A 12,910-nucleotide genomic window follows, 5' to 3' on the forward strand; every position below is an offset into this window, starting at 1 on the left:
AGTAGCATCATTCAGCAGTAAAAACCGACTCATCAGTCCCGGAGATTCGTGCGATGAAAACCTACAACCACGTGATGATTACTGGCGGCGGCAGTGGCTTAGGCTTAGGCATGGCGCTGAGGTATCTCAAACGAGGCTGCCAGGTGTCCGTGCTCGATCTCACTATGTCTCATGAAAGCCATGGCCTGCTAGATGTGACTGCCAGCGTTGGGCAAACGGCCTGGCAGTTCCTCTCTGCAGATATTACGGATTTTGAGCAAACCCAAGCATCCGTTCTGGCAGCTGTAGATGCCTTTGGCACCCCGGATCTTGCGATCAACTCCGCCGGGGTGGTGATCAATAAAGCGTTTGCGGATATGGAGCCCAGTGAGTTTCGTCGGGTTGTTGATATCAACCTCAATGGCAGCTATCACTTTGCTAAGGCCGTGTTGCCAACCATGCAGCCTGGCAGTCGACTGGCGTTGGTGGCATCCATTGCCGGCCTTACCAGTAACTACGCGTATGCGGCCTACGGTGCATCCAAATTCGGCGTGGTAGGCCTGGCCACTACCCTGCGTTATGAATACGAACCCCAAGGCATTCACATCAGCTGCGTCTGCCCACCAGAAGTCAAAACGCCGATGGTGGAAAAGGAACGTACGGATGCCAACCCAGTGTCTCTTGAGCTGAAAGCACTGGCCGGTTCTCTGGAAGCAAACAGCGCCTGTGACCAAATTGTTGCAGGCCTGGATGCCGGGCGCTGGCAGATTATTCCTGGTTTATCCGGCAAGCTGACGGCCTTTGGGGCACGTTACCTTCCTGGGCCGTTTAACGCAGTTATGCTACGCCTGATCGGCAAGGCCCTGCGTAAACACGGGATGCACAAAGACACAGCTTAGCTTTTCACCCAAACAGGCAGCTTGCGCCGAGTGACCAGCCGGCGGGATGACCTATTAATACCTTCATCTTTACGCCACTGTCTCGGGCTTTTGCCATACCACCGGTGAAAAGCCCGAAGGCGCTTCAGCCATCATTACTTGATTTAGAACAAGCACCACCATCGCCCCACCCTCTCAGTCGCGTTACTGTATTGCAACTCTTCGCTATCTCCTCAAAACATGTAAATACAGCCTTAAAGCCTGCAATCATTTTTACCTAAATGGTTCCCTCTACTAAGATGTATTTACAGTGAATCAAATAGGGCGGCCCATGACACCTACCATTGCCATTCTCTTGATCATTACCTTCGTGCTTTCGACGGTGGGTCTGTTGCTGCTGATTTGGTCTATTGCCAATAATCAGTTCAGCCATGGCCAGTCAGCCGCACGCACCATCTTCTCCCCCGGGGAAGAAGGCCACAGTGAGGATCCAGCGCTGGCGGACAAGCCGGCTTTTACAGGTGATACCACAGCACAAGCAAGTGCCATCAAAGCTCGCTGGACAGCAGATCAGTCGTCCAAAACAGCGGTGCTAACCTGGCTGAGTTCGGCTGTTTTCTGGCTGCTTTTAGGTTCATTTTTCGGGCTGATCACCTCTTTGAAAATGCACCTCCCTGAGTTTCTGGTATCCAGCGAGTTTCTAACCTTCGGCCGGGTGCGCCCAGTGCACCTGAACGCGGTCACTTACGGCTGGGCCTCCATGGCTGGCATAGGTGCGGCGCTATTTTTGATTCCCCGGCTGTTCAAAACCGCTCTTGCCGGTGGGAAATATGCCGTGCTTGGGGCGGTTATCTGGAATATCGGCCTGGTAATGGGGCTGGTTGCCATTACGCTGGGCTATTCCGACGGTCAAGAGTGGCTCGAATTCCCGTGGCAGATAGACATTACGTTTGTCTTCGGTGGTGCTCTATGCGCCATTCCCTTGCTACTGACCGCCGCCAACCGTCAGGTAGAACACCTTTATGTGACCAGCTGGTATTTGATGGCTGCACTGGTGTGGTTTCCGATTCTGTTCCTGATTGCCAACCTGCCCTTTACCTTTCCCGGCGCATCTGGCGCCACGGTTAACTGGTGGTTCGCCCACAACGTTCTTGGGCTGTGGGTAACCCCCATTGGCATTGGCATCGCCTACTACATGATCCCGAAGATTCTCGGCCGGCCGATTATCTCCTACCAGCTGTCACTGATTGGCTTTTGGTCTCTGGCACTGTTCTATAGCCAGGTTGGCATTCACCATTTGATTGGCGGCCCCATACCAACATGGCTGGTTACCCTGTCGATTGTCCACAGTGTGATGATGTCGATTCCGGTGATTACCGTCGCCATTAACCATCACGGCACCATGATGGGTAATTTCAAGCGTCTGAAAGACTCGCCCACCCTTCGTTTTGTGTGGATCGGCGCACTCATGTACACGGCGTCTTCGCTCCAGGGCTCTATGGAAGCGCTTCGCAGCGTTAACGTAGTCACCCACTTTACCCACTACACCGTGGCCCACGCCCACCTTGGTATGTATGCGTTCCTGAGTTTCATTCTGTTTGGTGCCGTGTACTTCATTATGCCCCGCCTCACCAATTGGGAATGGCCATGGCGCAGGATGATCAGCCTTCACTTTTGGTTGGTGAGCATAGGCATATTGATTTACTTCCTGTCGCTGACGATTACTGGCTGGAAGCAGGGCTTGGCCTTGCTCGATGCCGCAATGCCCTTCATGGATATTGTTCGCATGACCATTCCGGGGCTTCAGGCCCGCACCGTAGGCGGCGCTCTGATGACGCTGGGGCACATAGTGTTTGCGATCCATTTTGTTGCGATGTTGACGCACCGCGGAGCCAGCAATGAGCAACCAACCCTCTTCCGTCCTGCTGTTAAGGAGCCCACTCAATGAAACGTGCTCTCGCAATTATGGTCGGTGCAGCCCTTATTCTGTTATTGGCCACGCTTACGCTGGTGGTTATGCCGTATCTGCAAATGTCGGCAGAACAGATTCCACCCGATCTTAAGCCATACACTGAAACGCAGCAGCGCGGCCGGCAGCTATATATAGCCAACGGTTGCGTTTACTGCCATAGCCAGCAACCCCGTGACCCAAGTTTTGCGCCGGGTGACAGAGACCGGGGCTGGGGCCGCCCTTCCGTACCCGGCGACTACGCCAACGATCAGCCGCACTTGCTGGGCACCATGCGTACCGGCCCTGATCTGTTCAACGTAGGCGCACGGCTGCCCAGCATCGACTGGCAACTGCTGCACCTTTACAACCCAAGAACAGTTCACAAAGACAGCATTATGCCGTCTTACCCGTTCCTGTTTCGCCATGTAGACGAGCCGGCAGAAGGTGACAAAGTGGTATACCTGCCAGGGCCTTATGCCCCTGAATCCGGGCAGATTGTTGCCACTGAAGATGCGCTTGCGCTCGCCGAGTATATACTCGCGCTTGACCATACTTATCCGGCACCTACTTTGCCGAAATCCGATGAACCCAAGGAGTAACGTGCGCCATGAACGAACATGATCAGCGCGCTCAGTTTCGCGAAGCGCCCGAACCGGAAGAAGGCACTCGCGCCGCTCCAAAGATTGTCTTCGCCTGGATAGCCATCCTTATTGTTTGGGGCGTGGGCTACTACGCCTGGCAGATCGGCAAGCCTTTGCAGGGTGGCGATAGCCGCACACCCGTTGCAGCTGAGCATCAGCAATCCAAGCCGGCAGAAGTTGCAAACTCAAGCAGCACTGACGCTTCAGAAAGCGTCGACACATCTGCCGAGGAGGCGTCAAACGCTGACGAGTCAGGTGAGCCAGGCGCGACAAGCCCAGAGGGTTCAGACACTGCAGAAACCGCGGACACTGGGGATACGTCAGACACTGCGGCCACAGAGGATTCGGGGGTAGGTTCTAGCAGCACAGCAAGCGCAGACGTAGATGGTGAAGCCCTCTTTAGCGCCCATTGTAGCTCCTGTCACCAGGCGACTGGCCAAGGCATTCCCGGCGCGTTCCCACCGTTAGCGGGAAGTAAATGGCTGCAAGCTGACCCCAATATCCCTGTCGCGATCGTCCATGACGGTCTGCAGGGTGAAATTGAGGTTGCCGGCAATACGTTCCAGGGCATGATGCCGCCACTTGGCGGCCAACTTTCGGACGCAGAAATAGCGGCCGTGCTAAGCTATGCCCGGAATGAATGGGGTAATGATGCAGGCGAAGTCAGCCCAGACACCGTAGCCAAACACAAAGAGCGTTTCGGTGACCGTGGCAGCTGGTCTGCAGAAGAGCTGACGGAGGTTTTCGGGGAGCACTAAGATGCCCGACAGCAACACAAATACAGCGCAGGAGCCCGAGCATCAGGACATCCTGATGATTGAGGGGATGCGCTGTGGCAGCTGTGCTATCGCCGTTGAAGCTCTACTGAAGAAGCAACCCGGGGTCAGTGACGCCGCCGTTAATTTTGCAGCCGATGTGGCTCTCGTTTGCTGGGATAAAGAAAAGCCGCCGCTTGCCAGCCTCCAAAAGGCCGTTGCCCGCTTGGGGTATCGCCTGCACGGGTCGGTTGACGCTGAGCGAAGCAAATTTCAGGCAGAATCCGTGCGCAAGCATCTGCAAAGACGACTGGCGGTTGCGGTGGTCTTTGGCATGTGGAGCATGATGCCGGCTCTGCTGACCTATTTGGCGCCGCTCGGGGTAGTAGAACCGGAGGTACTCTGGCCGCTCGCTTTGGCCAGTGGGCTATTCGCGGTACCAGTAGTGCTCTATTCCGGCTCGCATTTCTATCGAGTCGGGTGGCGCACGCTGATTGCCGGTGCTCCCGGCCTCGACAGCCTGATTTTTATTGCGGTATTTGCCGCCTGCATCATCTCGGCCTGGCAACTCGCCGCCGGCAATCACCACGTGTATTTCGACGCGGCGGTTATGTTGATCACCTTCCAACTGATCGCCCGACTGCTAGACACCAGCGTACGCCGGCGCGCCTCAGAAATTATTCGACGCTACCTTCAAGATGTACCAGCGCAGGTTACCTTAAAAACCTCCAGCGGCCATTACGAGGCCCGCCCAGCCAGCGATGTTGAAACCGGTGAATGCATTGTTCTAAAGGCAGGTGAGCAGCTGGCTCTGGATGGCCAGATTATCCAAGGGTATGGCCAGGCGGATCTGTCGATGCTGACGGGAGAACATCTGCCACAAGCCCTGGGGCCGGGTGCGGAAATGCTGGCAGGTTGCCAGCTGGTGGAAGGCGAGCTTGAACTGTCGGTAACTGCAGGCATTGGCCAGCGCCGCATTGACCGCTTATCCCGATCCATCAGCGCCCTGCTTAGCCGAAAAACCACGTTGCAGCGGTTAACAGACCGCATTGCCCGTATTTTGCTACCTATTATTTTGATCGCCGCCGTTGTGGCCGTGATGTTGGCTCTTGTTCAGGGGGTACCCGCCCCAGAAGCAGCAGCTCGCGGGTTGGCAGTTATGATCATTAGTTGCCCATGCGCCTTGAGCTTGGCCATTCCGTTAGTCATCACCATGGGCCACGCCCACATGGTCAACCGTGGCATCGTATTACGAGATCCTGCGGCGCTGGAAGCTGCCGCAGAGGTTGGCGCGATTGTCTTCGACAAAACAGGCACTCTGACCACGGGCGAACCAAGCGTCGATAGTATTGCGCCAGCCGAGCAATGGACCGAAAAAACACTGCTGCAGTTGGCGCAGATAATTCTCAGCGAGTCCCAGCATCCTGTGGCCAGGGGACTTAGAACAGCTGCCGCACCCTCACCCGCGAATACACCCGGCGGCACCCGGGAAAGCATCGCAGGCGCAGGCACACGCTGGATCAACGGAGGGGACACCGCATTAGCTGGGCAAGCAAGCTGGCTTCGGGAACAAGGCATCGAGGTGCCAGCCACCGAAGATAGCGGGATGAACATCCACATAGCCTGCAACGGGCGCTATGCCGGGAAGATCGGTTTTCAAGAAACCCTCAGGCCAGAAGCCGCCCCTACCATTCGGCGACTGGCACGCCAGGGCCACGCCATTTACCTGCTCAGCGGCGATACTCGAAACGCCTGCTTAGAATTAGCCGAACGTCTTGGCATACCCGCAAAACACGTGCTTTCCAGCTATTCCCCTGAGCAGAAGCACAGCTTTATGGAAAACCTGGAAAAACAGACCAACGCCGTGTTTGTGGGTGATGGCCTGAACGATGGCTTAGCGCTGGCAGGCGCCAGACTTGGCATTGCCGTTGGCAATGCGGCCTCCGCCACAGGTGCAGCAGCCGCGGTTTATCTCACTGAAAGCATTGCCAAAGTGCCGGACACCCTGCTGCTGGCCCAGCGAGCCCGCAAACTCATGCGCCAGAACCTGTTCTGGGCCGTAGGCTATAACGCCTTAGTTGTCCCGCTCGCGGTTATCGGTTGGGTGCAGCCTGTTATTGCCGCCATCGCCATGTCGCTTAGCAGCTTGTGTGTTCTGCTCAACAGCCTGCGCATGCAAAAACAGATGCCTGACGACACGCCGCAACTCTTGCCAGACACTAGCGTTACAACTTTGCCGGCCTAAGCGACCGCAAAAGCCCAAAAAAGGTCACCGACCAGGCGAGCAGAGCAACGTAGAAAAAACTGATGGGTATAAAGTCGAGGAAGTGAAACCCCAGCGCACCCGCCATCTCATGGGTACTGGCAGCGTACATCCCCAAAGGAAAGACCGCACCCCAGTACAAAGGGTCGTATTCCAGCGGGAACTTCTTGTACACGTGCCGCCATATGCCAAGGATAAGCAGCATGGGTATCCACCAGGTTCCCGTCGCCCAATAGAAAACAGAAAAGCCTTTTAGAAAAGGCAGCAAGGAATCCAAAAAAGGCGCGTCTTTCACGTTAACAATCAACAGCGAGCCCGCCAGTGTTGAAATCGCCATGGCGCCCATGTTGATCCAATACGGAGGCGCAAGATCACCGGGAGAGAATTTGAAAAACGTATAGCGGTAGAAGATCAGCGACATCATCCAGATGTACAACATACCGCCCCATAGCCACATGGATAACGCGAGAAAGTTAACGCCAAGCTTGTAGGGCTGTGGCATATCCACCGCGATTAATGCGCTGAGCACCGCAATGGACTGAGTTGCGACCACCGCCAGCAGCCACCCGCCGGTAATACCCTTATCTAGCGTCGGCTTTTCCTCTTTAACCGTGAACGCCGTAAATATGGTGTAGATCAGCCCCAGCCAGAGAATAATTGCAAACACCCAGAGCACACGACCGGCCAAAGTGAAATCCGTCAACGTAATAAACTGACTGCCAAGCACGCTAGAGCCGGCGGGCAGGGTGAAAAAGCCGGGGCCACGAAGGTGATCTATAACATCGAGCAGAAATTCCCGACGATAAATCAAAAAGCGCGCAATCGTGGCGATCCATAAAACGCCATAGAAACACAGGTTCAGATAAAACAGGCTGTGCGCCACCAGATCAAAGCCCAGAAAGTGCGCCGTCAAAGAGATGATACCGGTGGCCATCACCATACCGAAGTAGGCCGGTGACAGGCCTTTCAAATCATGTGTCATACCTGCCCGCCTACATTTATATGCCTGGTGCCGGTCCACTCTGGAAACAACGTACAGCTTAGCCGACCGCTGGATCCGTTCAAACCTACCTTGTTACTACCTACTAATCGATTTATCGGGATTGTTTTATACAGTTTACCCATTTCACAGATTATTTATTCCAGAGCATTCTATTCATATAGCGATTTACATGGAGCAAGTCATCATGTGGAAAGGGTTAGGAGTATGCACTGCGCTTACCGTCGGCGGATTTACCCTCGCAGACATCCCTGTTATCCAGCAAAGCGGAATCAGCCCGCTGGTCTTCGCACTGCTGCTGGGAATGTTTGCAGGAAACCTGCCTTGGGCTCGTAAAGCCGAGGGCCTGGCGCCTGGATTGAAATTTGCCACACGCTGGTTGCTGCGCGGAGGCATTGTTCTGTTTGGTTTCTCCATCACTTTCGGCCAAATCCTGGCTCTGGGCCTAGGCGTCGTTGCGCTGGATATCATGGTGATGAGTACAATACTCGTGCTTGGCTACCAACTAGGCACCCGTGTATTCAAACTAGATGCCGAGACCGCCCTGCTGACCAGCGCCGGTAGCGCCATTTGCGGCGCTGCGGCCATTCTTGCGACGGAAACAACCATACGTCCCAAGCCCGCAGCAACGTCTATGGCCGTCGCCACTGTTGTGCTGTTTGGTAGCCTGGCAATGTTTGTATACCCCGCGTTGTATTCTGTTCTTGGCTGGGACGAAAGCCTGTATGGCGTGTACATAGGTGCCACGGTGCACGAAGTAGCACAGGTAGTCGCCGCAGGCGAGGCTATCGGCGCCGATGCGCTGGCCAACGCTGTGATCGTCAAACTTGTGCGGGTTATGCTGCTGGTTCCGTTTTTACTGATTGTTGGTCAATGGTGGGTAAGGCGTGACAAAACCGAGCAGCCAGCACAAGCAGATGGTAGTCGCATAACGATCCCCTGGTTCGCCTTTGGGTTCGTGGCTATGGTCGTTGTAAACAGCGTTATTACACTGCCGGCAATGGCTCATGAAAGCCTAATTCTGGCAGGCCAAATTGCCCTTGCGATGGCTATGGCAGCACTGGGTTACGAAACCCGGATCGACAAACTGCGCAGCCTGGGTTTCAAACCCTTCTTTCTAGCGCTGATACTGTTTGTCGTATTGATTGGTGAGGGCCTATTTCTTACACCGCTACTGATGGGTGCATAACCTCGACGGAGGCGCTTGCGCCTCCGACCGCAATTGACATGGGCACGCTCGAGTGACATGTTTGAAGCCGTTTAACGCATATAACAATAATAGCGTCGAGTATTCAGTTCATGATGATCCTGACCGGTTTTGGCCTGGCTTGCCTGGTGATTCTTCTGATCGCAACAACCCGCGAACTGCGCCGCTCATCTGCCGCGCGCGTATTTGCTGTATTCCTTATTGCCTCCTGCGGTTTTTTGCTTCACCCACTCACGCCAACGCCTTGGCAGTGGCTCACACTAAACCTAGAAGTCATGCTTCCAGCCTTATTCTGGTTGCTCTGTCAGGCCACCTTTCGCCATCGCCTGAACCTTGTATCTATCTGGAGCGTTATGGCGCTCTACAGCGTACTCGCCCCCTGGATCGCCCGTGTTTTTTACAGCCATCACAACGCCAGCGGGCTGGCACGGTTTTTTGGCTGGGAGCTGGGCGAAGTATTTGAGCTTCTTATTATTGCCAACGGTTTCTGGATTGTTCTTGCAGATTGGCCGACCGACCTTGTAGAACCCCGCCGAAAGCTACGGGCGCTGGTGCTGTTTGTCGCGGGCACCGCCGTGCTATTGGTGGCTTTGGCGTTCAATCTCAACATCGCCTATGCAATCAACCGGGCATTGGTGGTTTCCATTGCTGGTGTGGCAGTCACTACCTTTCTTTTGCAGGGCAGGTTCGGCGAGCTATCGTTTAAAAGTGGCCTGGCTCCGCTTTCCGATATAAAACAACAAGAACAATCGACGCCCCCTCCCCTCCCCCATGTCGATTTTCAAAAAGAGCACGCAGACAGGCTTGCCAACCTGATGGCTGCTGGATACTACCGAACAGAACATCTAACGCTGAAGATGCTGGCCGAAAAGCTCAACCTGCCGGAGTACCGCACCCGAGCATTGATTAACAAACAGCTGGGATATCGTAACTTCAACGATTACATTAACCAGCTTCGGATTGCTGAGGCGTCGAAGAGCCTGGTTACCGAACCAGACACTCCGATCCTCAATATTGCACTGGACGTCGGGTACAGATCTTTAAGCTCATTCAACCGCGCATTCCGGGAAATTCAGCAGTCCACTCCCACCGAATTTCGCCAAAAAACCGAGATTACCTGACCCCTTCAGCCCAACAGAACCCAAATACCTCACAGCTCACTAAGGCACTGATGAACAACTTGCAGAAGGCAATGCATCGATCCAGCTACGAATAAGCTCCGTCCCTTCCTGGTGCATAGTGTTGCGAGCAAGTTCCGGCATCTTATGACGGCTATCATCTGTCGTCATACGGAACAACAAGTAGGACTCATCCGGATTGCCTGGGATTACATCGAATGGATAACCATCTTTGCCCCCCGCAGCAGCCTCCTTACACACGCCAAACTTGCCGGGAGAATCGGCATAAATTCTATTGTATTCCAACTGCACACCGCTACTGCCAGCAGGCCCTGCGTAATCTGTCGGCAGCGTCAGATCTGAGCGATGACAATGGGCACAGTTGATATCCAGATAGGCTCGCGCAGCAGCATTCAACTCGTTGTCGTTGAGGGAGGCGAGAGACGTTTGATCGTTGAACACCGGCGCCTGTTCGACACTCTGGAGATCAAACGGCAAGCCGGTCAACAACTCGCCTTCAGCCCAGTATTGAAGCTGGTTGTATACCGTTCCATCCGAATAAGTATGGTCTTTATTCAGATAACGCGCTTTCGGTCCAATAGGCAGGAAGATCTGTTCACGGTCGTCATCCGAGTCTGCCAGGTTGGGCACCACTGAGTGACAAGAGGTGCAGTCCGCGGCTTTGGGAACCGCATAGTCAAACGTAATTTCCTGACCTTGATTATTAATGGTAGTGAGATCGCTAAGGCGTTTGCCAGCAATGGCCAAGGTCGCATCTGAATCGGAAGACCAGTAATAAGGGAAGGCAACCCACCCATCAGAGCGGTGGATCAACAGTCGGGTCTCAATGACCAGTTCTTCACCCTCTCGCAGGGCAGTATTTTCGGGCAGTGCAAACGTCTTGGTGATGACGGTCCCCACCGGAAAATCTAGAGCCTCTGAAGTGTTATAGCCGACCGTTTTACCTTCGGGCACAAATACGAAACGGTACTTACTGGTGTAATCCGAGAACAACGCGGTAGACAGGTCATAGGGAACACCGCCGCCGGTTGGGGCAGCTGTCGGATCACTGGCATCGGCAAACAGATTGTAATCAGAGAGCTTAGGGCATGTCTCAGTCATCAAAGCATCCCAGTTGACTCCAGACGTCGTCGCGCTACAGTTGCCTTCTGCGCCCGTCGGCGAACCGGCGCCAGCATTCAGGGCGCTGCCCGCTGGTGGAGGTGTGCCGCCACCAGAGTCGCCTCCATCACCCCCCCCGCCGCCACACGCTGCCAGAAAAAGAGACGCCGATAAAATTGCTGCTGTCGTTTTGTTTTTGTTTCTCATGAGTATTGCTCTCGTGCAGCGATATGAGCGCCGGGGCACACTGCCCCGACGACACACCGATATTGACTAGTACACTGTAAATAACAGCTCAGAAAATCTGATTAAAGCGAGCAGGCCGCTTCCGCCAAGTCATCCCCGGTACAGCCATAGATATTGTTTCTGAAGTTCACTACTGCGGGCGCCAGGCGCGGTTGGACGCAGTTGAGGTAGGTGTTGTTGACCATCTGGTCGATCAGCAGCTGTGGTACAGGATTACCATCGCCATCGACCGTCGCGGCCGCTGGATCAGTCGGATAGACCAGGCCAGTATTGACTTGGTCATACTCAGGCGCCGGATTCCCGTTGATATTGCTGTTCACACAAATCAGGTCGCCGGGGCCGTATGCATCATAGTTCACTCCGTCAGCCGCGGCTTCTGGCCCTACAATTCCGTTAAATGCGCCCAAATCACCGGTATTCGACAGCAGTTCGCCAATACCATCGTACAAAATGGCAGGGAAGGTCTGCGGCATTCCTGTACTATTGCCAGCGGACGTATAACCACCAATGATAGGTGCAAGCAGATCGCCACGCGGGTTGCTCCCATTCCGGGCAATGGTGTTGTTATGCAGGTAGACGTTTTTCAGCGTCGGGCTCCAGCCATCCGCCATGGTCGCGCCAAAGGTGGCGGGATAGCTAGCCACATCATCGTTGATCAGGAAGTAGCTGGTAATTGCGACAGCGGTGGTGTCGTTGTCAGTGATCTGATTGTTATAAATTTCGACGTCACTGGATGCGAGCGCTATAACACCGGTACCTGGCGGCACCTGCCCTACAACGTTGGCACCAACGTTGTCCGCATTGTTGTTATAAGCTTGGTTGTTAAAGATCCGCACATTACCGCCATAGGCTTTTACCAGCCCAGGCAAATCGAACACCAAAATACCGCCTGAGTTACCAACCGCAATGTTGTTGTACACATCGGCCATGCTGGAGTTTTCGATTTCAATTCCGGCAACGTTATTCTTGGCGGTATTGTTACGCACCACGATGTTTTCTGACTGGCCAACGTAAATCCCAGCGTCCGCCGAGCCGTAGGCGTAGTTGTTCTCCATCAGTACGTTCTGGCTCTTAAGCGGATACAAGCCATAGGCGCCGTTGTCTGCTTCAAGCTCGCCTTCCCACACAGTGGCGGTGTACGTTATGTGAATACCGTTAACGTTGGTCGTTTTGATGCCGTTCTTAGGCGCCTCGTAAACGCCTAGGTCGCGGATGGTAATGCCATTCCCGCCCTGGAAACGAAACGCGTCGTCGCCATTGGATGTACCGAAATCCAGGATAGTTTCATTGATGCCGTGACCGGTAATCGTAAGCCCACGAGCACTGTTCACAACAATGCCTTCAGTCACCAAAAAGCGCCCTTTCGGTAGCACTACCAGTGCATCCTCTGGAACCTCAAACAATGCAAGAGAAAGGGCTTCGGTAATGTCATCGCCATCAGCCGCATCAGGCGCAACAAAGATGGCATTTTCAGGAATGGTAAATCCGGAAGTGGTTGAGGCTACGACACTCTGGCCGGCATTTCCGTCAGCGCCATCTTTGCCATCCACCCCGTCCTTCCCATCTTTGCCGTCGTCGCCACAGCCTGCTAGCAACAACCCACTGGCTATTGCTGAAATAGTGAAGAGTTTTGAGAGCTTTGTTTTCTGTCGCATGGTGTTCCCTGCTTGCTTATTGTTAGTTTTGCGCAGGCACGTTCCTAGTACGAAGGACGACGAGCCTCCAAAAACACTATTCGCGAGCAATAAGC

10 protein-coding genes are annotated in these 12,910 nt (G+C 54.3%); 7 read left to right on the forward strand and 3 right to left on the reverse strand.

Annotation, left to right across the window (positions count from 1 at the left end; translation table 11 throughout):
* The first annotated feature begins 53 nt into the window (after nt 1-53).
* The 5 genes from ACTH3S_RS10135 (at nt 54) to ACTH3S_RS10155 (ending at nt 6,449) form a co-directional block, all read left to right on the forward strand.
* On the forward strand, nt 54-878 hold the full coding sequence (locus ACTH3S_RS10135; protein ID WP_441808889.1) for an SDR family NAD(P)-dependent oxidoreductase: 825 nt from the start codon (nt 54-56) through the stop codon (nt 876-878).
* A gap of 310 nt (nt 879-1,188) precedes the next feature.
* Complete coding sequence (locus ACTH3S_RS10140; RefSeq protein ID WP_441808890.1) at nt 1,189-2,805, forward strand: cbb3-type cytochrome c oxidase subunit I; 1,617 nt, start codon at nt 1,189-1,191, stop codon at nt 2,803-2,805.
* Nucleotides 2,802-3,407 (forward strand): cbb3-type cytochrome c oxidase subunit II, encoded by a 606-nt coding sequence (locus tag ACTH3S_RS10145; protein ID WP_441808891.1) that lies wholly within the window; start codon nt 2,802-2,804, stop codon nt 3,405-3,407. The genes ACTH3S_RS10140 and ACTH3S_RS10145 overlap by 4 nt, the downstream gene beginning before the upstream one ends.
* 8 nt (nt 3,408-3,415) lie before the next feature.
* Nucleotides 3,416-4,207 carry a c-type cytochrome gene (locus ACTH3S_RS10150; protein ID WP_441808892.1) on the forward strand — a complete coding sequence of 264 codons (792 nt, stop codon included), beginning with the start codon at nt 3,416-3,418 and terminating at the stop codon, nt 4,205-4,207.
* Between the two features lies 1 nt (nt 4,208).
* Nucleotides 4,209-6,449 (forward strand): heavy metal translocating P-type ATPase, encoded by a 2,241-nt coding sequence (locus ACTH3S_RS10155; protein ID WP_441808893.1) that lies wholly within the window; start codon nt 4,209-4,211, stop codon nt 6,447-6,449.
* On the opposite strand, the gene ACTH3S_RS10160 is transcribed toward ACTH3S_RS10155, so the two are convergent.
* Complete coding sequence (locus ACTH3S_RS10160) at nt 6,430-7,449, reverse strand: tellurite resistance/C4-dicarboxylate transporter family protein (RefSeq protein ID WP_441808894.1); 1,020 nt, start codon at nt 7,447-7,449, stop codon at nt 6,430-6,432. The two genes, ACTH3S_RS10155 and ACTH3S_RS10160, sit on opposite strands and share 20 nt — an antisense overlap.
* A 205-nt stretch (nt 7,450-7,654) precedes the next feature.
* On the opposite strand from ACTH3S_RS10160, the gene ACTH3S_RS10165 reads away from it, so the two are divergent.
* Nucleotides 7,655-8,656, forward strand: a complete 1,002-nt coding sequence (locus tag ACTH3S_RS10165) for a YeiH family protein (protein WP_441808895.1) — start codon at nt 7,655-7,657, stop codon at nt 8,654-8,656.
* Nucleotides 8,657-8,766: 110 nt separating this feature from the next.
* Nucleotides 8,767-9,795: a helix-turn-helix domain-containing protein gene (locus ACTH3S_RS10170; RefSeq protein ID WP_441808896.1), complete on the forward strand. Its 1,029-nt coding sequence runs from the start codon at nt 8,767-8,769 to the stop codon at nt 9,793-9,795.
* A gap of 39 nt (nt 9,796-9,834) precedes the next feature.
* Here the strand turns inward: ACTH3S_RS10170 and ACTH3S_RS10175 are convergent, their stop codons facing one another.
* Both ACTH3S_RS10175 and ACTH3S_RS10180 read right to left on the reverse strand, forming a co-directional pair.
* Entirely contained in the window at nt 9,835-11,121 is a 1,287-nt protein-coding gene (locus tag ACTH3S_RS10175) for an SO2930 family diheme c-type cytochrome (protein WP_441808897.1), read from the reverse strand.
* A gap of 101 nt (nt 11,122-11,222) precedes the next feature.
* Nucleotides 11,223-12,815: a parallel beta-helix domain-containing protein gene (locus ACTH3S_RS10180; RefSeq protein ID WP_441808898.1), complete on the reverse strand. Its 1,593-nt coding sequence runs from the start codon at nt 12,813-12,815 to the stop codon at nt 11,223-11,225.
* Between the last annotated feature and the right edge of the window lie 95 nt (nt 12,816-12,910).

The sequence above is a fragment of the Marinobacter sp. genome, from assembly GCF_052094685.1.
Lineage (GTDB): Bacteria > Pseudomonadota > Gammaproteobacteria > Pseudomonadales > Oleiphilaceae > Marinobacter.

Bases quoted from the DNA above. Each gene is read 5' to 3' on its own strand.
- ACTH3S_RS10160 (WP_441808894.1), bottom strand. From the start codon at position 7,449: ATGACACATGATTTGAAAGGCCTGTCACCGGCCTACTTCGGTATGGTG.
- ACTH3S_RS10170 (WP_441808896.1), top strand. From the start codon at position 8,767: ATGATGATCCTGACCGGTTTTGGCCTGGCTTGCCTGGTGATTCTTCTG.
- ACTH3S_RS10150 (WP_441808892.1), top strand. From the start codon at position 3,416: ATGAACGAACATGATCAGCGCGCTCAGTTTCGCGAAGCGCCCGAACCG.
- ACTH3S_RS10180 (WP_441808898.1), bottom strand. From the start codon at position 12,815: ATGCGACAGAAAACAAAGCTCTCAAAACTCTTCACTATTTCAGCAATA.
- ACTH3S_RS10135 (WP_441808889.1), top strand. From the start codon at position 54: ATGAAAACCTACAACCACGTGATGATTACTGGCGGCGGCAGTGGCTTA.
- ACTH3S_RS10145 (WP_441808891.1), top strand. From the start codon at position 2,802: ATGAAACGTGCTCTCGCAATTATGGTCGGTGCAGCCCTTATTCTGTTA.
- ACTH3S_RS10155 (WP_441808893.1), top strand. From the start codon at position 4,209: ATGCCCGACAGCAACACAAATACAGCGCAGGAGCCCGAGCATCAGGAC.
- ACTH3S_RS10175 (WP_441808897.1), bottom strand. From the start codon at position 11,121: ATGAGAAACAAAAACAAAACGACAGCAGCAATTTTATCGGCGTCTCTT.
- ACTH3S_RS10140 (WP_441808890.1), top strand. From the start codon at position 1,189: ATGACACCTACCATTGCCATTCTCTTGATCATTACCTTCGTGCTTTCG.
- ACTH3S_RS10165 (WP_441808895.1), top strand. From the start codon at position 7,655: ATGTGGAAAGGGTTAGGAGTATGCACTGCGCTTACCGTCGGCGGATTT.